Consider the following 22738-nt stretch of genomic DNA (forward strand, 5'->3'; position numbering starts at 1 on the left):
GGGATCTCCTTTTCACTGTGTACGTGTGCGGTACTGCGTGCGGTGACACGCAAATCAAAGGTGTTCTTGAGAATCACTATACTCTCAATACGCGCTAATGACAATTATTCGCATTTAATGCTAAGCTGAGGATAACTCCGAAGAGAAAGGTAATCATGCACACGCCTACACGCACCCAACGACGGGTCAGCGGAACCCTGAGCGCCCTCGCAGCTCTGAGCCTGCTCGCAGCGGGCGGCCTGGCACCCATCTTCCCCGCCACCGCGGGCCCCGACGACGGGCGCATCGTCACCTCCAAGGGGCACGTCGACGCCCCCAAAGTCTACTGGTCCAACGGCACCTTCACCCTCAAAAACGAAGCCAACCCCTATAAAACCGGGGTGCAAGAATTCGACCTGAACACCACCGTCAACTGGGTAGGTAAAGGCTGGGACGGCCGCGACGGTAGCCCCCAGTACATCTTCCAACCCGCCGGCAAACCCTCCCTGGCATTCCTTGGCTCCAACGCCACGCTCTATATGGCACCGGGTTTGACCCGCGGCAACCACGACCCCATCTGGGCGGGACTGGGCGCCGATAGTAATATCCCCGTGGAGCTCTTCCGCGACGGTGTATTCGTCACCGATATCCTCTCCGTAGAGGGTCCGGGGCGCATGGAACTCTTCCGCCACAGCAGCGAAATCGACCCCCTGGCAACCCACCGCATGCTCTCCAGCACCGATATTGGGCTGCACTCCTGGCTGCTGACCCAGGGCGCGCACACGCACAATATCACCACCTTCTCCCGCCCCGGCAGGTACGTGGTGACCTACCGCGCTATAGCCCGCGCCCAGGACGGCACCCTGATTCAATCCGAACCCCAGCAGCTCTCCTGGCAGGTGGGAGGCGCCTCCCCCATCAGTGGCGAAGGAACACCCAATGCAGTGCCCACCCAGGACCGCTATAACGCCGCACCCGTGGGCAATCTGGACGCCGCCGGATACACCCTGAGCATTGCACCCCACGCCGGGCGCGAGAATGCCGGGGACGAGCACCTGAGCGATATTGATTTCCGCGCAGCCAATACCGAGCTGCGCGGCACCCTGACCCTGTTCAATAACGGCTACTTTTTGACCGATCTGCCGGTGAACAACGGTAACGCCCACTGGGAAGAGCTCATGGGGAGCGAACACTCGGTCATTACCGCCGTCTTTACCCCCGAAAGCGGTGCTTCCTCCGATAGTGAGGCTGCACGCTGGATCTCCAACCCCCTAAGCTTTGAACCGGGTATCGGTGCCAGCGTCTCCAGCGCCGAGGGTAATGGCTCATGGCCCGAAAAGATCCTGGAGCCCGCCAATACAGCCCTGCCCACCGGCGAATACACCCTCAGTAGCGCCGACTACAGTGTACAGGTGAGTGAAGAGCCCGGATATAGCGGCGAAGAGAAGGTACGTCGCGTAACCATTCGCTTTGCCGACCCGAATTTCAGGGGCTTTATTCGCGGCGGATTCTATGAAAAGGATGAGCAGACCTACCCCTCCCTGGAACTAGAAAGCACCGTGGTCAATGGTGAGGCGAGTTTTTCCTTTGAGGATGACGATTGGCTGCAGAAGTTGCGCCTGGAGGTCAAGGTGCTACCCCACCCTGAGATGAAGGCATCCGCTTCGTCCCTGGTGGTTGCGCCCGAATATGCCGCCGGTATGGACTATAGGGTGAGCGGCGCGCTGAAGGTGGATGCGCTCGCCAGCGCAACGCCCAGCCCCAGCCAGCCCGTGCCTAGTGAACCTGTACCCAGTACCCCGGCACCCGGTGATTCTTCGGCGCCCGTAAACCCGGTACCCAGTGCCTCCGCCACGTCCCCTGTGCCCACTTCACCGGCACCCACCCCGGCACGCTGCGAAGCGCCCCCGGTACTCACCCACGGTCACTTTGACCTGCAAGCAAAACTGGAGAATAACCAGCTGAGTATTGGGCTCAAAGACGATAGCGGAATCATTGACCCGCACTCCACGGTACGCCCGGTAGACTCGGTGATTCTTGGCGTGGATGAGCGCGCCCGTCGCACCCGCACCTCCCGCATGGCTGAACCCGAACTGGACTTTATCGGCCCGGTGGGTACCGCTTTCTATGGGCTTCCCCAAACCCAGGCGAACGGTCTGCCCTGGCCCGGATATAGTACCGAGCTGATCGATTACTCTCAGCTGCGCGGCGGCGTGAAGCTGCACGTGGAGCCGGTTTCCATGCCTGCCGGTGCGCGTTTTGGCCTCTTTAGTCAGTCGCTGACCGGGGTGAGTATGCTGCTGGATTCCACCCAATCCAAGAGCGTGATTGACGCCGACTACGCCACCCACGCCCACGCGAATTGGGTCTTTACCGAACCGGGCGACTATGAGCTGCGCGTGTACTACACCGCAACTCTTGTCAACGGTACCGAGGTGCGCACTGAGCAGAAGAGCCTGCGTTTTGCCGTGGGTGCCGATGCGCTTGCTGCCCGTCAGAAGGCATGCGATACTTCTGCTTCACCGTCCGATTCGTCCTCGGCTGCCCTGCCGGGTGTGCGCCGAGTGGGCGATAGCTCCCTTGCTGCCGGTGCTTCCGCGCCCGGTGCGAAGCAGAGCGAGCCTGCCTCTAGTTCCTCAGATAGTGCCGCAGTAGCGAATAAGCCAGCTCAAAAGAGCGATACGGGCACACATTCGGGAGTATCATCTCAGGGTTCTTCCGGTACCGGGTCCTCCGGGGCGACAAAGGCTCAATCCGGCGCCCTTGCCGCCACGGGCTTCTCGCCCCTGGGAACGGTTGCCGCCGGAACCGTGATTCTGGCTATCGGTAGCGCCCTGGTGATCTATCGCCGCAGGGGTCGCAGCCTCTAAATTCACGGGAAGAGACACGCCCGGGCGGCGCGGATTATTCAGAAAGGCTAAAAATTTTGCCGTTGACATGCTGAAATATCGGTGATGTATATAATAATCCCGATACTATGAGATGGTGACAGGCTGTCGGTATAATCTGAGTTAACTACCACCGATAACCTGAAACACTCAACTTCAGTAAAGACTTCCGCGCTGCGACTTCCTATAGAATACGTAGCAAGAACCCCCGACACGATACCGTGTCGGGGGTTCTTCAGTTTCAGCGCATAAGCCTAGCGCACGTGCGGCGCTGGCTCAGCGCAGAGACTACTGCCAAATACGCACGCGATCTTCGGGAGCCAGGTAGAGCTTATCGCCCTCGGCAACCTCAAACGCATCGTAGAAGGCATCAATATTACGCACAATACCGTTCACGCGGAACTCATCGGGGGAGTGCGGATCCACCGAAATCATCAGCTCCTCGTGCTGCGGGCGGGACTTGGTACGCCAACCCTGAGCGGTAGACCAGAAGAAACGCTGCAGAGCGGTCTTGCCATCCAGCACCGGCGCGGTTTCCAAGGTCAGACCCTCCTCCGCCAGCGCCAGCTCATAGGCTGCCAGGGCAATGGACAGACCCGAAAGGTCACCAATATTCTCGCCCAGAGTTAGCTCACCATTCACATGGAACTTCTCAGGATCCAGCTGTGCCGGGGTGTAGGAATTGTACTGCTCCACCAGCTTCTGGGTGCGCTTGGTGAACTCTTCGTGGTCTTCCTCAGTCCACCAATTATTCAGTGCACCGTCGCCATCGTAGAGCGAGCCCTTATCGTCGAAACCGTGACCGATTTCGTGACCGATCACCATGCCAATACCGCCGTAGTTTGCCGCATCATCAGCTTCGGGGTCGAAGAAGGGCGGGCGCAAAATAGCCGCGGGGAACACGATCTCATTCGCCGGGGGCATGTAGTAGGCGTTGACGGTCTGCGGGGACATGAGCCATTCGGTCTTATCCACCGGCTTGCCATTGCGCTCAATCATGAAATCGCTATCGAATGCTGCGGTGCGGCGCAGATTCTCAAAGAGATCATTGGGATCCAGGCTTAGACCGGAGTAGTCACGCCACTGATCGGGGTAGCCGATCTTGGTGACGAACTTGGAGAGCTTCTCCAGTGCCTTGGTGCGGGTTTCTTCGGTCATCCAATCCAGGGTCTGGATAGAGTTGCGGTATGCCTGCAGCAGGTGGTTGACCAGCTTGAGCATCTTCTCCTTGTCGGAGGGCGGGAAATGCACGGCAACGTATTCCTTGCCGAGTTCCTGATCCAGGGCGTTTTCTACCGCTGCAACACCGCGCTTCCAGCGCTCGCGCTGCTCCTGGGTGCCGGAGAGGGTCTTGCCGTAGAACTCGAAGTTCAGGCTGGAGATTTCCTCGTGCAGGAAGGGTGCGCGGGAGCGCAGGGCGCACCACAGTGCCCAGAGCTTCCAGGTCATCAGCGGGGTGTTGGTCCACATTGTGCCCACTGCCTCGAAGAAGGAGGGCTGGGAGACAATAATCTTGCCCAGCTTTTCGGGGTCGGTACCCAGGGACGCGAGCCAGAGTTCGTAGGGGAATCCGGGGAACTTTTCTTCCAGTTCTGCCGGGGTATAGGGGTTGTACTTGGCTTCTGCGTCGCGGTTGCGCACAACATCCCAGTGAGCGGAGGCGATTTCGGATTCGTGGGCGAAGATAATCTGAGCTGCTTCTTCCGGGCTCAGACCGAAGGGCTCGGCGTAGCCGGTGGCTGCGAACATCTTGGCAACGAATTCAATGTATGCCTGGCAGATCTGCTCGTACTTTTCTTCGCGGTAGTATGCCTCATCGGGCAGACCCAGACCGGACTGGGAGATGAAGAAAGTGTAGTTCTCCGGATTCTTGGCGTCAATGCTGGTGTACCAGCCAATCAGCTGCGCAATGCCGGAGCGGGACATGAGCGCCAGGGTGAGTGCCAGCGCGGTGGGGGTGGGTGCGGCGAGGATCGGCGCTACTTCTTTATCCAGCGGTGCCAGGCGGTCTTCCTCGATCTTTTCGGTGTTCATGAAGGAGGAGTAGAGCGCGCCGATGCGGCTGCTGGGGTCTTCTACGGCGATGCGTTCGATAATTTCACGCACGTGCTTTTCTGCGTCGTCGCGCAGGGTGTAGAGGCCGCCGTCTTTGGAGCGGTCTGCGGGGATTTCGTAGGTGTCGAGCCAGCGGCCGTTGACATGGCGGAAGAAGTCATCGCCGGGCTTGACGGTCTCGTCAACCCATTCGGTGACGATGCCTGATTTAAGAGTACTCATGACTCAATTCTAGAACGCTTCGCGCCGCGGCGGGCGGCTTTGAGCCCTGTGTTCGCTTAATACTTAAGGGTTCGGAGGCTTATACTTCGTGAGGCACTTCGCTGGGTACAAGCTTTTTAGAAGGAAGCGGTCGGATAGAGCTCTACCGAACACCCACGGGTGTCTATTGGGTGGTGGTACATTGTGTTTTAAATTGCTATAGTGTAATTAATTCGAGTCTTAAAAATATCCATAATATATGTCAATAAATGCATATTGAACATTACAGTAGATAAGTGTAAAATATCTGAAATTTTCGAGGCATGAGTGTATACTTAAAAATATTCAAGGAGGCTCTAGTAGATGTATTACCTACAGATGTAATGCACAGTGAGTCTATAAGGGTCTCTGTGGTAATCTTTCAAATATTGGAAGGCGCCACGATAAGGTGAAGGCAGCGGTGCCTCTGTAGGACAGACTGCCATGTGATCCCAGAAGGGGATGATTTTAATGAAGACTTTGCGCATGTTGGTTCTGATGTTTTCTGTTATGTGCTCTGCAGGATTGATGGGCGTGCCGAGCGCCAATGCGGAAGTGCAGACCTTCTTGAACGTTAACTACGAATGGCATAGCCGTGCGTTTTCCTACAGGTGGACTGGTGATTACAATATTCCCGGGTGGATGAATGACAATGTCTCCTCGGTGCGTAATCAGGATGGTGCTCATGTTGAATATTGGGAGGATGGCAATTGTCAGGGTCGCCATATGACCAGTCGTGAGAGCTTCAATGATCTGGGTGCTGTAAATGATGATTTGCGGTGGTGGGAGAACTGGAATGATCGTGTTAGTTCGTTCAGGATTATCTTCTAGGGTACTGATATAAGTACTATAAGATTTGGTGGGAGAGTGGTTGGTTAGGAATCTAACCACTCTCTACCATCTCGAGGAGGAGAATATGAAATTTCGATATGCAGGATCTTTGCTTCTCTCTTTACTATTGGTGTCTTGCTCTGCATTCACTGAACGAGACGTGAATACTCGTGCAATTCTGGACTATGAGAGTAATCAAATTATCTACCCTCTCGATGAGTACTATTTTTCTTTGCGTGAAGAAGACGTCATGCTAGAAGCGTACTCTGTGTTACGAGTATCTTGCCTCAGGGAAAAAGGGTACCCAGATTTGAAACAGCAGCCTATACCTCAGCGTATGTATAACACCTATGGTGCGTGGAGTCCTGACTACGCAAAAAAATATGGGTATGGTCAGAATAAAAGCCAAGAATCATCTGACTGGGATAAGTCATATTCAGTAATCCCATCCTCCGTAGCAGCAGAATGTCGTAAAGAACATAGAGCTGATTTTGACCGCCTCGATTCAACTAGCCACGATAATGAAGATGGGCGTTTTGTCGCAAAACTACGCTCAGAGGCATATAACAATGCACAGAAAACACCTGAATGGCGACAAGCTCGTGAAAAGTGGTGGGCGTGTCTTTCGGATAAGGGTCTAACCCCGAATAAACAGGACGGTAAGTGGGGAACTCAGGAGCTCGATAATCTGCGAAGCCGCACCACGAACCAGGATGGAAGCCAGGCGGATATGAGCCAAGAAGACAAGACAGAAGAGATTCGTATCGCTACGATTGCTGCGGAGTGTAATGTCTCAACGGGTATGGCTCAAACACTTGCTGATGTGGAAGCATCATATCAGATGCCCCTGATTCGAAAGAATCAGGTAAAGCTCAATGAGATTAAAGAGCGAAAAGGGAAGAGCTTGGAATTCGCGCGTACCATCATTGCAACTAAGCAGTAAGTGATTGTATTGATTAAGGTATCACTAGAACTTGTCTAGAGATTCGGTAGGGTCTAGGGTCTTGACGGGAACGTCGCGTGAGAATACTCTGTGTTTGAAAGCCTTGTCGGACGGGTAGGGAAATATTCTGAGGAGATAAGGAGATAAACATCGTGCACTATACTCGCTTCCCTATCTCTGCAGAAAGCAATAGCTACCACGGCATGCACCTGCACGCCGGCCTGCTCTATGCTGAGAACACAGAATTCACTTTCCTGTGCCCTGAACCTATCCGTCTAAGTAATGGAACCTATTGGGGAGAGCTTACGCCCTTGCTCTATATAGGGTTGGGCTCAACCCCTCATACTGAACGTATAGAATATGTCATGACTGAAGAGGGTGTAGCTTTATATTTCATTCAGGAGCATCTATGGGATGAATATGAATACACGGCTATTGCTCGTATCGGTGTAGACAGGGCAGTTTCTTGGGAAAAGCAGAGCGGGAATGAACGAGTGCAGGCCTTCTGTCGGGATGTTGCTGATGCTTTCGCTCGGGAGCTTGGTCTTCCCCCGCGGATTCTGCAGTCCGGTGAACATACAGCGACTCGTATTCGCGACTATGATGCGGCTGTGCACTACAATCACCGGGGCAAGATAGTTCACCTGGTGTACGCATCAACCATCTACGATAACGATGATCAGCCTGTGCAGATGATGAAAGATATTCGCGTGCATTCGTCGGGACAGGCTCGCGGGTACGGGTTGGTGCTTCACGGTGGATCCGTGCCCACTCAGTATAAAGATGTTTCGATACTTCATGACCCGATCTTTGCCCCCTCTCTGTATGGTGAACAGATTCCTGAAAATATTCGAGAGGCACTTCGCTGGGTACAAGCCTACTAGAAGGAAATGAACGTTTAGATTCCCCTACTACTCGAAGAGCCGTGGTGGACGATCGACGTGAAGCAATAAGCAGGCTAGATGCGCATATAGCCATACACTTGATAGAGCCCCGGCGGCAGAACAATTTCCTGCCGGGGCACTATAGTGTCGGTAGAGAAGTTACGCACGGGTTAGGCGCTGCTCCAAATCCTCCAGGGACACTCCGCGAGTCTCGGGTAGGAAACGTGCCATAATCACGGCAATCACAATATTCACTGCCATAAAAGCAAAGAACGCGCCCGTCAGGCCGAGAGCCGCCAAAAGCACCGGGAAGAAAGCGCCCACAGCACTATTCATACCCCAGCCACACAGAGCCGAAAAACCCATACCCGCAGCACGCACACGCAACGGGAAAAGCTCACTCAAAATAACCCAGGTGGATACATTCAGGCAGGTCTGCATCGAACCCACAAAGGCAATAATAAGCGCCAGCAGCACAAAGGGACGATAGGGCGCATCCTCAGGAATCACCAAAGAAGCAACACCAATCAGCGCATGGAATAGAGCCGTCAATGAATAGCCCGTAATCACCATGACACGGCGCGGCACACGCTCCATGAGGCGCAGCGAAAGAATAGAACCCAGCACGCCAATAACACCCGGGCCAATATTGGCAATCAGTGCCGCAGACTCACTAAAACCAGCCTGCTCCAATACGCTCGTACCGTAATACATAATCGCGTTAATACCCGTAAGCTGCTGACCGGCAGAAACCGCAATACCCACCGCCAGCAGAGGCAAAAACCAGCTATGGCGCAGGGCCGCACGCAAACCAGGTTCAGTATCCGCACGGTTCACGGTCTCAAGAATCTGCACAATCTCACGCTCCGCGCGCTGCTCATCGCGAATAGAGGCCATGACCTGACGCGCCTGATCAATACGACCCGTAGAGACCAACCAGCGAGGGGACTCCGGCACGCGCATCATGCCCAGCAGCAAACCCACCGCCGGCAGCACACACACCGCAAACATGAGACGCCACACCCCGGGAGTATCCGCCAAACAGGTACCAATCACCGCATTAATAATAAAAGCCGCCAGCTGACCGGCAACCACCATCAGCTCATTACGACCCGCCAGAGAGCCGCGCACCTCATAGGGAGCAATCTCCGCCAGATACACCGGAACCACGGTGGAGGCGCCACCCACCGCAAGACCCAGCACAATACGACCGGCAACCAGCACACCAAAAGAAGGTGCAATCACGCAGAGCAGAGCACCCGCAATAAACAGAACAGATAATCCGAGAATAGTTTTACGGCGACCGTAAGCATCCGATAAACGACCGCCGGCCAGAGCGCCCGCCGCAGCAGCCAAACCCAAGGAACCGGTCACCACACCCTGAGATGCCGCATCCAAACCCAGCTCACGACTCATCGACCCCAGGGTACCATTAATAACACCCGTATCGTAGCCAAAAAGCACACCGCCGAGCGTAGCAATCAGAGTAATACGCGCAAGATGCGCGCGGCTACGCGGCGTAAGTACAGCCGGGAGCGTGGTGGTCATAAACTTCTTTCAATCAGGGTATAGGCACGCGAAATAAGCGTGCGGGCGCTATAAAAACGATAGCACCGCGCACGCTATTCCCAGAATACGAGCCTAGAAGAGGGCAATCTTTTCAGGAGCCGGGAAAATACGATTCAACTCCGCCAGATCCTGCTCATCAAACACAACACTCACCGCAGCAGCATTTGCACGCACCTGCTCCGGGGTAGTCGCACCGGCAATCACACTCGCCACCGGGCGCTGCTGAGCCAACCACGAAAAAGCAGCCTGCACCTGGCTAATACCGCGCTGAGCACAAAAATCAGCAAAAGCCTGCAGCTGATCCCAATCCGCATTCTCCAGAACCTGCTGCTTAGAATGCGAAAGGCGCGAACCCTGCGGAGCAACACCGCGCGAATACTTACCCGTCAACAGACCATTAGCCAGCGGGAAATAGGGCAGAACACCCAAGCCAAAGGCAGAAGCCGCCGGCAGAATCTCCAGCTCCGCGCGACGATCCAGCAGATTATAGTGATTTTCCGCCGCAATAAAACGCTCAGAGCCCAGCTCACGCGCCACATACTCCGCCTGAGCCAGCTGCCAACCGGCAAAATTCGAATGACCCAGATAGCGCACCTTACCCTCAGAGACCAGGTCATCCAGAGCAGAAAGGGTCTCTTCCAAAGGGGTGGCGGGATCGGGGCTGTGATAAAAATACAGGTCAATATACTCGGTGCCCAAACGGTGCAGAGACCCCTCCACCGCGCGCTTAATATAGCGGCGAGAACCGCGAGCGCCCCAATCGTGCCCGTTCAGCTCACCCACCGGCAAACCAAACTTGGTGACAATGAGCAGCTCATCGCGATCCAGAGCCAGCTCGCGCATTGCCTGCCCAAACATTTCCTCGGAAAGACCCGGGCGTGCACCGTAGAGATCGGCAATATCAAAGAAAGGAATACCGTGCTCCACTGCAGCGGCAACCACAGCGTTAACGCCCTGTTGGGTGCGGGTCGGGGTTCCGGGGCGACCCAGATTATTACAGCCAATACCAACACGCGGAACGACCAGGCCGCTGGAGCCCAGGCGCGTGTACTCGGGGGAAATAGTCTTCATAAAGCCACTCTACCCGTTTATGACGTAAATATGACAGCGTGACCGTTTATGACGCGCAAGCACGTCATAAAAACACATATTTGTCATGAAAAGAAATATTTCGTGTATCACTTGGCAGCTGCAAGCTGAGGGGCATATAGTAATCGTGTTATCTATCCAGAGCGACCGAGAGACCTGGCTCTATGACGTCGCAGCAACCTCCTCATCCTCACAAGGGACTAGATGAAGGTGCTCCCGCCAGGACCGATAGAACGAATCCCTTCGGTCACCATCGAAAGAATTCGGCGTACCCGCCGCAGGCGGTCGCACTTCTATCGGGTGGACACGAAGGAATACCATGACGACAGTTCACCCGGCTCTCTCCTATGAGCTATACCCGCCGAGGTCCCACGCCAGCCGCGAATCGCTGCTGCGCACCATCTCCGAGCTGGAACACACCAACCCCGACTACGTCTCTGTCACCTACTCCGGTGATGCAGCACGTAAACAGAACACCCTCGCGCTGCTGGACTACCTGGTCCACGAAACCCGCTTGAACCCCCTGGCACACTTGACCTGTGTAGGTCACTCCGTGGCAGAACTCGAGCGCTCCGTGCGTCTGATTCTGGGTCTGGGCGTGCGCGGATTCCTGGCTCTGCGCGGTGATATTCCCGATGACGGATCCCAGAAACTTGAACTGCCCTTCGCACGCTACCTGGTGGATCTTATCCGCCGAGTAGAACGAGAAGACTTCGCTCACCTGGCTGCAGGAAAAGTCTCCGTAGGCGTGGCAGCATACCCGCAGAAGCACCCCGAATCCGCATCCACTCTGCAAGATATTGAAATCCTGCTCTCCAAGCAGCGTGCAGGAGCGGACTTCGCCATTACCCAGGTCTTCTTTGACAATGACCAATACCGCGGACTGGTTGACGCCGCACGCCCGGCAGGAGTGACCATGCCCCTGGTCCCCGGCATTATGCCCGTCACCAGCCTCAAGCGCCTGCTCAAGCTCACCGAACTCGCTGGCCTGGAGGTGCCCCGCGATCTGGCATACAAGCTGGAAACCGCAACCTCCAAGCAGGAACTGCACCAGATCGGTGTGGACTACGCACTCGAACAGTGCAAGGCGGTTCTGGACGCCGGCGCAACCGGACTGCACTTCTACACCTTCAACGAACACGAAGCAGTCCTGGATGTTATTGAGCACCTGGACATCCCGCGCTATAGCAACCGATTCAACCTGCCCCTGGCAGAACTGCAATTCGCATAAAACCGGTTCGCCTCATATCGGCTGCACCATACGCAGCTCCACACATTTCATTAGACCCTACCGATACTATCTATCTAAAGGAAAACAACCATGTCGAACACCGTCGCTTTTGATGCAGCAACCATCGTAGGTTACCCGCGCATCGGCCGCTTCCGCGAACTGAAGAAGGCACAGGAAGCATTCTGGAAGGGTAAGATCACCCTGGCAGAACTGAAGGAGACCGCAGCAGAGATTCAGCGTACCTACTACGAGCGTGTCTGCGCAGCAGGCCTGGGCAAGGACAACTCCTCCATCCCCGCAACCTTCTCCTACTACGACCAGGTGCTGGATGCAATCCGCCTGTTTACCCTGGTGCCCGCACGCCTGGCAGAAGCTAAGGACGAGCGCGGCCTGCTGGATCTGCCCGGTTACTTCGCCCTGGCACGCGGTACCGAGAAGCTGCCTCCGCTGGAAATGACCAAGTGGTTCGATACCAACTACCACTACCTGGTGCCCGAAATCGGCGCAGAGACCGAGATTAAGATCAACACCGAAGCGCTGGTCGAGCAGCTGGAAACCGCTGCAGCAGCCGGCGTGAAGGTACGCCCCCAGCTGGTCGGCCCGCTGACCCTGCTGCTGGGCGCTAAGGCAGAGCAGGGCTCCGCAGAAGACTTCGAGCCTATCAGCCGCCTGGATGATTTCATCGCAGCATACAAGCAGGTTCTGGCAGAACTGGCAGAGCGCGGCGTGGAATGGGTCCAGCTGGACGAGCCCGGCCTGACCATCGACCGTGACAATAATGCAGAAATCGCAGAACTGGCACGTAAGACCTACTCCGAGCTCGCTAAGGAAACCCAGCGCCCCAAGCTGTTGGTCACCAGCCCCTACGGTGAGCTGCGCGAGAACCTCGACGCCCTGATTGGCACCGGTATTGAGGCACTGCACCTGGACCTGGTTCACGGCAAGTACACCCCCGCAGAACTGGCAGCTGTAGCAACCGCAGGTATCACCCTGGTTGCAGGTATTATCAACGGCCGTAATATCTGGAAGGCAGATCTGCGCGCAGCCCTGGCAGCAGCCGAGGAACTGCCCGGCGCTGTGGTCGTCTCCTCCTCCACCTCCCTGCAGCACGTTCCGCACGACGTGACCCTGGAAGATGCAGCAGAGGTCCCCGTGGACGGTCTGTCCTTCGCAGACCAGAAGGTTGCTGAAATCGCAACCCTGGCACGCGGCCTGGCAGAGGGCGCAGAGGCTGTTGAAGCAGAACTGGCAGCAGCTGATGAGGCTCTGGCACGCTTCAACGCAGACCCCCGCAAGCACAATGACGAAATCCGCGCTCGCGCAGCAGCTGTGAAGGCAGAAGATTTCGACCGCCCCGTGATTGACGTACGCCGCGAAGCACAGGCAGATCTGAACCTGCCCAAGCTGCCCACCACCACCATCGGCTCCTTCCCCCAGACCGCTGATATTCGCCGCCACCGTGCAGAGGCACGTGCAGGCAAGATCAGCCAGGAGCAGCTGGATGAATTCCTGCGCGAGGAAATCGCTTCGGTTATCAAGCTACAGGAAGAGCTGGACCTGGATGTCCTGGTTCACGGTGAAGCTGAGCGTAACGACATGGTTCAGTACTTCGCTGAGAACTTCGACGGTTTCGCAACCACCAAGCACGGTTGGGTTCAGTCCTACGGCTCGCGTTGCACCCGTCCCTCGGTACTCTTCGGTGACGTCAAGCGTACCGGTGAGGGCCTGCGTGGTGACGCATTCACCGTTCCGTGGAGCGCATACGCACAGTCCCTGTCCGAGCGTCCCGTCAAGGGCATGCTCACCGGCCCGGTGACCATCCTGGCGTGGTCCTTCGTGCGTGACGACCAGCCTCGCCGCGACACCGCAAACCAGGTGGCTCTGGCACTGGCTGACGAAATCGCAGACTTGGAAGCAGCGGGTATCCGCATTATTCAGGTGGATGAGCCGGCGCTGCGCGAGTTGCTGCCCCTGCGCCGCGATGCACACGCCGACTACCTGGATTGGTCCGTGAACTCCTTCCGCCTGGCAACTTCCGGTGTTGAGGACAAGACCCAGATCCACACCCACCTGTGCTACTCCGAGTTCAACGAAATCATTGACTCGATCAACGCCCTGAACGCAGATGTGACCAGCATCGAGGCAGCACGTTCCCACATGGAGCTGCTGGCTGACATTCCCGAAACCTACGTTTCGGGTCTGGGCCCGGGCGTGTGGGATATTCACTCCCCGCGCGTTCCCTCCGAGGCTGAGGTTGAGGATTTGATCCGCACCGCTATTAACTACGGCACCATTGCGGATCTGTGGATCAACCCCGACTGCGGTCTGAAGACTCGCGACTATGAGGAGACCAAGCAGTCTCTGCAGAACCTGGTTGCGGCTACTAAGGCTGTACGCGCAAGCCTGTAGGCTTATGCGTTGAGTGTCGTGCTGTGGTGGTGCGGCACCCCTCTAAACCGGCCCCGTACGGGGTGTCCTGGATAGATAGATAAGGCTCCCGGTGTGTGCGCTCTATTAGAGTGTGCGCGCCGGGAGTTCTGTTGTTGGTGGCGGTATAAAGGGCTGAGCATGTGCCCAAATGCACATTAGTGCAGGGTATATATGAACATATTCTCAGATAGGGTGCTATATACCTGTACATATGTCACCGGGACATAGTAACTTAGGGGTGCCTTTGTTATTATCAGGCTCATGACTACCACAGATTCACAGAAGAAGGGTAAAATCCCGGGCTGGTTGGCTATCCCGGAACCCGTAAAACGTCTGCCCGACGCTGAGGTCGATCAGAAGTACCCGAACATGCGCTTGCAGGTGTTCATGGGTATTTTTATTGGCTACGCGACCTTCTATCTCATTCGCAATAATGTGCCGCTGGTGGCACCGATTCTCACCGATCAGCTCGGCTTTAGCAATACCGCTATTGGTGTGCTGTCTACTTCGTTGCTGCTTGCCTATGGCTTCAGCAAGTTCTTGACCGCGATGATCTCTGACCGCTCCAATGCGCGTCTCTTCCTGCCGATCGGTCTGGTGCTCTCCTCCATTGCCAATATTTTGCTGGCGCTCACCGGCTATATGGGTGAGGGTGCCCAGGCGGGTACCGCGGCGGCTGCTATTGCCTCCACTATGGCGGCGATTATGGTCTTCAATGGCGTGTTCCAGGGTATGGGCTGGCCGCCTTCGGGCCGTGTGTTGGTGAACTGGTTCTCCACCGGTGAGCGCGGCGGCAAGGTCGCTATTTGGAATACCGCGCACAATGTGGGTGCCGCTCTTTCCGGTGCCCTGGTTGCCTGGGGTTTTGCTGCTTTTGGTAAGAGCTGGGAGGTGGCATTCTGGTTCCCTGCTGCTGCTTCTCTGGTGCTGGCTGCTATTTCTTGGTTCCTGATTCGCGATAACCCCGAAGCTGAGGGTCTGCCCCCGATCGCCGAGTATCGCAATGACCCGGATAAGGTGGAATCCACCAAGGAAGACCGCACTGAGTCCACCTGGACTACCCTGCGTAAGCACGTGCTGGGTAATCGCACCATTGTGAACCTGGCGCTGGCGAATGTGTTTGTGTACACCCTGCGCTACGGCGTGCTGGTGTGGACCCCGAAGTACCTGCACGATGTGCGTCATGCCTCCCTTGAGGGCGGCCTGATGGGCTTCTCCATTCTGGAGATTTCCGGCATTTTCGGCACCCTGCTCTGCGGTTTTATTTCCGACTATGTCTTTAAGGGTCGCCGTTCCCCGGCGGGTATTCTCTTCCTGCTGGCTACCGTGGCTACCATTCTGCTCTACTCCATGGATGCTCCGCTGTGGGTTGCTATGATCGCTCTGGCTCTCTTTGGTGGCCTGATTTACGGCCCGGTGATGCTGATCGGTCTGCAGGCTATTGACCTCTCTCCCTCCCATGTGGCGGGTACCGCGGCGGGCTTTACCGGTCTGTTCGGTTACGCTCTGGGTGCGACCATGGCATCCACCGGTGTGGGTATTATTGTGGACGTCTGGGGCTGGGGCGCTGCCTTTAGCTTTATGATTGCCTGCGCGCTGATTGCTGCTGTTTTCCTGTTTATGGTCAACGGCGATGAGAAGCGTCTGATGGCTGAGCGTAAGGCTCGTATGATGCGCGATAATGTGCAGATGGATACCGAAGCTGAGTAATCACCCTCTAGCTCTCATATAAACCAAGGGGCGGTGCGGGTTTTCCCGTACCGCCCCTTGGTGTTGCTCGTATCATGTGGATACTAGCAGTGTACTTTTACTGATTATTGAGCACGAATTCTTTAAATTTTTTATTATTTTCGCGGTAGAGCTCTGATTCGTGTTTAAGATCAGCCTCATGGTCACGAATGAGCGGAGCTTGGATGGATGCTTCAATGTCCATCATTTTCTGCGTAGACCCGGTTTCTTGAGCGCATTTAGCTTCAATGGTCGCTACTCGAATTTCTTCATCCGTAACTTCTTTGCTGCCTCCAAAAGCAGTTCCTTCTTGACTCATCCACTGGCTTTGATTGCTGGCAGGAGGGGTGAGGTTTTTGCTCTTCATGCATGCATGCCACTCTTTTCTTGCGTCCTGCCATTCTTTAATGCGGCTGGCTTCCTGGCGTGCTTGTCCTTCCACTCTGGTTGCTGCTATATGATAATGCAGAGTTCCGATGGCTGCTAGTTCCCTATCAACTTGAGGACGGCACGATTCTTCGATTGAAGAATCATTGTGGGTTTCGCGTATAGTTTTCCTATCAATATACCCATACTTTTGTGTATATTCAGGATTCCATACACCGTGTCCTTGGCCTTGAGAACCAGAAATAGCAGGATCAAAAATCTCAGCATCGTAGTGAGAGCCGGAACGTTCAAAACATCTTTTCATTAAGATATATTGTGCATGATAGTAATAGTTCTTATCGCCATAATCAAAATAGTTGCTAATCGGCATAATGATTGTATTATTTTTATAATCTAAAACTGCTTTAGCGCTAGTATCTCGTGGCAGGGGAGGGGAAGCGCAAGAGAAACACGTAGAAATAATAAAAACAAATATAAAACCCAGTATCTTCTTCATTGAAATTCCTTTTTATTGAGGGTGTATCGACAGATAGAGTCAGTCGAGACACCCCGCTATCTATAAAGGTGCTTCTGCTTATGAGCAAATCCTGGATGACGTAATGGACTCAATCCAATCGAATACACCCGGATTACTCAGACCTTTATAATCCGCGTATGCAAGAATCTTCTTGGGTACCGTAGCCATGATGTTTTCCTCCTAGCGTGGCTAGCGGTAGGTTCCCCCAGGGGAATCTATCGTAATGTTTAAGCGACCTGGCTCCAAAATCATCCTTAGTGAATATGACTTAAGACTAGCACCCTTTCTCAGTGGAATTCAGGACCCCTTTTCTACTTCAATGTATAATAAAGTGCCATTTTTTGTTCTATTTAATGGAGTTTGTTCAAATTTAACTAAATTTAATAGATAAAATTTCCTAAAATATTATATAAAATTTTTAGAAATACTTATAATTTTCGACCGAAAAACCGCGGTGACCCACTGTGGCACCTCCACCGCACATACTGAAGGTACACGCAAACCATGGGAGGTGCATCCGGCTCAGGCAGGAACTCCTGACCTGAGAAAAACGCACTTAAGTGGTAGTGTCAGAAGAAGAAAAACACACTATAGACACCATCCTCTATAGAGACGCTACAAGAGACATAGAGAAGATAAGAATAGAGCAATGAGCGAAACCGTACAGAACGACTGGAACCTACGCAGCGAAGAAGTTCAGCAAGACCAGGTAGCAGCATACGACCGTATGCGCCGCACCTGCCCCGTAGCACACGACGAATTCATGGGCTACTCCGTCTTTAAAAACGCAGACGTCAAGCACGTGCTCGAACACCCCGAAATCTACTCCAATATCGTCTCCACCCGCCACATTGCCGTCCCCAATGGCATGGACGCACCCGAACACACCACCTTCCGCGCCGTCAACGACAAATACTTCACCCCCGAACGTCTGGCACCCTTCGAGCAGGTGATTCGCGACTCCGTGCGAGAACTCATCTCCACCCTGCCCCGCAATGAAGAAGTAGACGTGATGGACGGCTTCGGCCAGGCATACGCCATGCGCGTGCAGAACGCCTTTATGGGCTGGCCTGCCTCCCTGGAGCAGCCCCTGACCGAATGGATCGAAAAGAACCGCGTAGCCACCCTCAAGCGTGACCGCGCAGAAATTGCCAAGGTCGCCCTGGAATTTGACGGCTACATTCGCGCGCTACTGGACGAACGCCGCGCCGAGGCAGCAGCAGGCAAGCCCGGCGACGTGACCGCAGAACTGCTCACCGACACCGTGCAGCTGCCGGGCGAAGAACCCCGCCACATGAGCGACGAAGAAATCGTGAGCCTGATCCGTAACTGGACCGTGGGTGAACTCTCCACCGTCTCTGCATGCGTGGGCGTCTTCGTGAACTTTTTGGCACGCAACCCGCAGGAGCAGCAGCGCCTGCGCGCCTCTATGGCAGAAGGCAGCCGCGAAATCGAATTGGCGGTTGAAGAAATCATGCGCCTAGAAGACACCCTGGTCACCAACCGTCGAGTCACCACCGAAGAGACCGAGCTGGGTGGACGTACCCTGCCCGCCGGCTCCCGCGTGACCATTAACTGGGCAAGTGCCAACCGCGACGAAGAGGCGTTTGAAGACTCCCTGAGCTACAACCCGCACCGCGACCAGTCCAATAACCTGGTGTACGGCGCAGGTATTCACGTATGCCCCGGCGCGCCCCTGGCACGTCTGGAACTGCGTATTCTGCTCGAGGAGCTGCTCGCCGGCACCGAATCCATCACCATTGCTGATGAGAGTAAAGAACCCGCCACCGTTAATGCGGTATACCCCGTCTCGGGTTACTCGCGAGTGCGTGCAATCTTTGCATAGTCGATAGATATAAAGCTGTGGGGCGGTATTACACAATACCGCCCCACAGCTTTAACGTTTTTAACGTTGTAGCTTAGGAACGTCCAGAAGCACTAGAAGAAGCACTCGGACGAGAAGAAACACTAGCCGACGAAGAAGGCTTTGCCGAAGCACTCGCAGAAGACGAAGGGCTCGGAATAGTTATTAAACGAGCCTGAGTAAACTCCGGATCCGGCACGCACCCGGCAGCATACTTAGAATCCGCATAGGCGCGAATACGCACCACATACGATTGGGTCTCCCCATAGGGAGGAATACCCTCATACTGCTCCACAGCACCCGGTCCAGCGTTATAGCCGGCAAAAATAATATCCTGCAGCTGAGCCTCAGAATGAGCATAGGGAGCCAAACGCTCACGCAAATACGCCAAATAGCGCCCCTGAGCGGCAATAGCATCATGAGGATTCAGACGATCCCCACCATTACCCCACATATCCCAGGTATCCTCCGTAAACTGGGCAACACCCTGAGCATCCGCCGAAGAACGAGCATTTACACGCCAGCCTGACTCCACCTCAAGCTGCGCGGCAATCAAACCCGGACGGAAACCCGACACACGAGCAGCCTGCTCAATATCAGCACGCACCTGTGAAGGGGCATAAAACAGCTCATCCGGGGCGCAATGCTCCGTATGGGTCGCGGCAAGACCCGCCACGCCGCCCGAAAGCAATACGGCGGAGGCAATAATCTGCCAATGCGCCAGCACGCCAGCAACAACACGACGCCACACGGGTGCACTCGAAGAAACGGAAGAATCGGTGGTCATGCCTACAAGACTAACGCAAAGAAACGCCGGGTGCACCCCTCAAGCTCAACCAGAACCTAGAGAAACACCCGGCGAAACCGCGGTATATACAGGGGAAAACCCTGCAGGAGGCTACGGAGCGGTTACCTTAATAACACCCTCAGCGCCACGCTCAGCCTCCGCAAAAGAATGATTCACAAAGGTGTACGAGCCCGGTTCACCAAAGCTCATCTCCACAAAACCACCCTGAGCGGGGGCCAGATCCAGAGCCTGAGAATGACCGCCACGACGACCATAAGGATCGACACCGCCACGCAGAGTGTAACCGCCCTCCTTATAGACCGTATCGAACTGACCACCCACCACATGGAAACTCGTGCCCTTGGACGGGCCGGCAGCCAGCACCCAAATACGCACACGCTCACCGGTCTTAGCCACCAGAGGCTTACCCGCAGCGCCGTACTGGGTCGCGTGACCATTAAACATAGTCAGCGAAGGCACGCCAGCATTAATGAGCTGCATGGAATTCTCACCCACCACGGCACCCGAATCGGTGCGGCGGTTCGTATCCACCAGGTACACCTCATTCTGCACCAGCACATACTCACGATCCACCGGGTCAAGATTCGGCGGGTCAATAATCACCGCACCAAACATACCAGCCGACAGGTGCAGGCTCATGGGCATAGTCGAGCAATGGTAGAGCCAAATACCGGAGGCAACCGCCTCAAAACGATAGACGAGCTTCTCACCCGGATTAATGGTTTTCATCGTATTATCCGGGGAGACAACACCGGCGTGGAAATCCACCGAATGACCCACCGTGCCATTATTGACCAGCGTAATTTCAAAAACATCGCCAATCTTGCCGTGCAGGGTCGGACCCATGACCGCACCATTAAAAGTCCAGGCGGTCATTTCCAGACCCGGAGCCACCTCACGCTGAGTCTCCTGAACATCCAGGGTCACCTGATGCACGCGCTTACCATTACGCTGCACGCCCTCGGGTACGGGAGCGAGCACCGGGTCGCGGTAGGCATAGCCCTCGCCGGGTGCCTTATGCAGGTCAATATTCGCGCTGGAGGCAGTGAGCAGATTACCTGTAGCGGCCGCCGAGCCGTGGTGGCCGCTGCTACCGGAGGCACTAATCTCTCCGGTGACCTTCACATGGAAGAGCATGCCCAGCTCGCGGTGGCCGGCAATGGAGCACCAGCCCTCAAGATCGGTACCGATCACGCCAACATCCACGGTGCGGGTTTCGCCCGGATCAATGGAACCGGTGCGCGCACCATTAGCGAAGGTCAGATCGTGCACCATGGAATCGGTATTTTTCACCTCGACAACCAGGCGGTTACCGGCGGGAACCTGCACCGTATCGGGGCTAAAACGCAGATTACTATTAGCCTCAATAGAGATACGAGTCTCCTCGCCCGAGGCGCGGGTACCCGCAGCCAGATTGAAATTCACCGCCGCAGGATTAACCGCAATACCCACCACCAGGGCAGCAGTCACCGCCAAAACACCCATCAGAGCAAAACGAGAATGAGGAATCGGATCCGGGCTAATAGCCTTCGCATCAAAGCTAGGCTTCTCGCCGCGAGCACGCGCCTCCATCAGCTTCTTACGGCCCTGAACCGACGCCTTCACACCGCGAACCATCAACGGAATAAAGGACGCCAACGCCGCAGCACCCACAATAGCCACCGCAACACGCATAGCCGGGGAAGAGAAAGGCGCCACATAAAAGAGCAGAGCAGTATTAACAATCGCCACACGACCGGCAGCAAAACGGCTGAACTCCTTATTAGAACCGCGTACCACCGACGGGCCGCCACCCATACGCTGAGGCAGCAAGAAACTCATAGCACCCAGCAGAATCTGCAGCAAGAAACCCACCACAAACACCGGGGTCACCGTGCTCATATCCACATCACGGAAAGGCGTGGTCGCAACCATGATGAGAGTCCACACAACACCGACCACAAACCAGCACACAGCAGCACCGGCACTCATCGGCGGGAACTCCTGAGGCGCCTTATTGAGCACCGTGCGCACCATAACGTACACCGGCAGGCTCACACCCGCCAAATACACCAGCAGACCGGCAGCAGCCAGCAGATTAATACCCAGCAGAGCACCGGCAACCAGCAGCACAATACCCGCACACATGGTGTACAAACCGCGCAAATTCAGCGGCAGAGAATTCGGCACCATCTTCGTGCGCAGAGTGGTCGGCCAGAACGTAATCAGAGTGCCAAAAACCGTGAGACCCACAAAGCCCAAAACATTCACAGCCTCATGAGCCAAGAGCAGGCGCGCATGCCACTCCGAAGACAGGCCGGGTAGAGCCAATAGGGCACCCAGTAGAGCGCCCAGGGGCAGCATCCACGCCGCCATAATATAAAAACGAATCGTCGGGCCAAAACGAGACGGCAAAGCATTACGCAGATGCTTAAAGAGCTCCGTGCCATGCCAGGCAACGCACACGCCTACCGTCAGCGCACCCAGATGAGTCAGAGGAACCAGACCGCTGAGCATACCCACCATCAGCAGCACAATACCGCCATTGAGGATAAAAATACGGCGAACCTGCACCGGGCGGGCACTATCGGGCAGCTTGACCTTCAGCAAAGCCTCGGTGAAATGCTGAGACCAAATCAGAATCGAGTTCGTCATCAAACCCAGAGTCACCATATGCACCAGCAGCCAGCCCTGACGCGGAATAAAATGCTGGAAAAGCAGCACGCCCACGATGGCGAACATCCACCAAGACACGGGCTTAGAGGCACGACGATGCCAACTATTACGACCCGCCGCGCGCGTAGCCATCTCAGCCATATTCATAGTCCCCGGGGGCGGACCGCCCACCGGGCGCATACCAATGCTCAGACCTGACTTACCGTCAGAGCCCGGGCCCGGTTCGGGGGCAGAAGAAGGGGAGAGAGGCAGAGAAGAGTCACCCATGAGGTTCATGCCCGCAAGGGAGGGATGCTTAGCCTCTGCACTGTTTTCCTTAGCGCTGTTTCTCTTTGCACTCGGGGAATCCTTGTCCTGGCTCTGCGCGGAATCAGGCTCGCTAGAGTCCGGGATCATACCGGCAAGGCGCATCATGCGCTCGCGAGCTGCCTGCTCCTGTTCGGATACCTCGCCCGAGGAAGAACTGCCCGCAGAAGAACTATTAGTGGCGGAACTATCGGAGGGTGCACTCAGGGAGAGGCGGCGCGAAGGGCGCGAAGTCGCCTCAGAAGAGCCCCGCTGTGTTGACTGCTCGGGCTTCTGAGAATTATGGGGAGTGTGCTCTTCGCTCATGCTATACCTCTTCTTCCTTAATCTCTCT

Annotated in this window: 14 protein-coding genes and 1 riboswitch; of the genes, 8 read left to right on the forward strand and 6 right to left on the reverse strand. The window is 55.5% G+C overall.

Features of this window, described 5'->3' with window-relative positions; translation table 11 throughout:
- The first annotated feature begins 155 nt into the window (after positions 1-155).
- Entirely contained in the window at positions 156-2849 is a 2694-nt protein-coding gene (locus Q4P78_RS04500) for a choice-of-anchor M domain-containing protein (RefSeq protein WP_303339159.1), read from the forward strand.
- Between the two features lie 306 nt (positions 2850-3155).
- On the opposite strand, the gene Q4P78_RS04505 is transcribed toward Q4P78_RS04500, so the two are convergent.
- On the reverse strand, positions 3156-5144 hold the full coding sequence (locus Q4P78_RS04505) for a M13 family metallopeptidase (RefSeq protein WP_303339160.1): 1989 nt from the start codon (positions 5142-5144) through the stop codon (positions 3156-3158).
- A gap of 516 nt (positions 5145-5660) precedes the next feature.
- Between Q4P78_RS04505 and Q4P78_RS04510 the strand changes: the two genes are divergently transcribed.
- The 3 genes from Q4P78_RS04510 to Q4P78_RS04520 all read left to right on the forward strand — a co-directional run bounded on the left by Q4P78_RS04510 (position 5661) and on the right by Q4P78_RS04520 (position 7820).
- A complete protein-coding gene (locus Q4P78_RS04510) occupies positions 5661-5993 on the forward strand; it encodes a peptidase inhibitor family I36 protein (protein WP_303339161.1) in 333 nt (110 codons plus the stop codon).
- Positions 5994-6078: 85 nt separating this feature from the next.
- Complete coding sequence (locus Q4P78_RS04515) at positions 6079-6936, forward strand: hypothetical protein (protein WP_303339162.1); 858 nt, start codon at positions 6079-6081, stop codon at positions 6934-6936.
- 152 nt (positions 6937-7088) lie between these two features.
- Positions 7089-7820 (forward strand): hypothetical protein, encoded by a 732-nt coding sequence (locus Q4P78_RS04520; protein WP_303339163.1) that lies wholly within the window; start codon positions 7089-7091, stop codon positions 7818-7820.
- A 159-nt stretch (positions 7821-7979) separates the two neighbouring features.
- Here the strand turns inward: Q4P78_RS04520 and Q4P78_RS04525 are convergent, their stop codons facing one another.
- A complete protein-coding gene (locus Q4P78_RS04525; protein WP_303339164.1) occupies positions 7980-9368 on the reverse strand; it encodes a sugar porter family MFS transporter in 1389 nt (462 codons plus the stop codon).
- Positions 9369-9461: 93 nt separating this feature from the next.
- Positions 9462-10460: an aldo/keto reductase gene (locus Q4P78_RS04530; RefSeq protein ID WP_303339165.1), complete on the reverse strand. Its 999-nt coding sequence runs from the start codon at positions 10458-10460 to the stop codon at positions 9462-9464.
- 149 nt (positions 10461-10609) lie between these two features.
- Positions 10610-10713: riboswitch (SAM riboswitch) on the forward strand.
- 84 nt (positions 10714-10797) lie between these two features.
- On the opposite strand from Q4P78_RS04530, the gene Q4P78_RS04535 reads away from it, so the two are divergent.
- From Q4P78_RS04535 to Q4P78_RS04545, 3 genes are all read left to right on the forward strand, one after another.
- On the forward strand, positions 10798-11709 hold the full coding sequence (locus tag Q4P78_RS04535; RefSeq protein ID WP_303339166.1) for a methylenetetrahydrofolate reductase: 912 nt from the start codon (positions 10798-10800) through the stop codon (positions 11707-11709).
- Positions 11710-11799: 90 nt separating this feature from the next.
- Positions 11800-14118, forward strand: a complete 2319-nt coding sequence (gene metE, locus Q4P78_RS04540; protein ID WP_303339167.1) for a 5-methyltetrahydropteroyltriglutamate--homocysteine S-methyltransferase — start codon at positions 11800-11802, stop codon at positions 14116-14118.
- A 282-nt stretch (positions 14119-14400) separates the two neighbouring features.
- A complete protein-coding gene (locus Q4P78_RS04545) occupies positions 14401-15849 on the forward strand; it encodes an MFS transporter (RefSeq protein WP_303339168.1) in 1449 nt (482 codons plus the stop codon).
- A 97-nt stretch (positions 15850-15946) separates the two neighbouring features.
- On the opposite strand, the gene Q4P78_RS04550 is transcribed toward Q4P78_RS04545, so the two are convergent.
- Positions 15947-16750, reverse strand: a complete 804-nt coding sequence (locus Q4P78_RS04550) for a hypothetical protein (RefSeq protein ID WP_303339169.1) — start codon at positions 16748-16750, stop codon at positions 15947-15949.
- A 670-nt stretch (positions 16751-17420) separates the two neighbouring features.
- On the opposite strand from Q4P78_RS04550, the gene Q4P78_RS04555 reads away from it, so the two are divergent.
- On the forward strand, positions 17421-18617 hold the full coding sequence (locus Q4P78_RS04555) for a cytochrome P450 (protein ID WP_303339170.1): 1197 nt from the start codon (positions 17421-17423) through the stop codon (positions 18615-18617).
- Between the two features lie 73 nt (positions 18618-18690).
- On the opposite strand, the gene Q4P78_RS04560 is transcribed toward Q4P78_RS04555, so the two are convergent.
- The gene (locus Q4P78_RS04560; protein ID WP_303339171.1) at positions 18691-19422 is read right to left on the reverse strand and encodes a lytic transglycosylase domain-containing protein; all 732 of its coding nucleotides are present in this window, start codon (positions 19420-19422) and stop codon (positions 18691-18693) included.
- Between the two features lie 111 nt (positions 19423-19533).
- On the reverse strand, positions 19534-22710 hold the full coding sequence (locus Q4P78_RS04565) for a multicopper oxidase domain-containing protein (protein ID WP_303339172.1): 3177 nt from the start codon (positions 22708-22710) through the stop codon (positions 19534-19536).
- Positions 22711-22738: the final 28 nt, after the last annotated feature.

This window comes from Rothia sp. (in: high G+C Gram-positive bacteria), from assembly GCF_030540545.1.
Lineage (GTDB): Bacteria > Actinomycetota > Actinomycetes > Actinomycetales > Micrococcaceae > Rothia.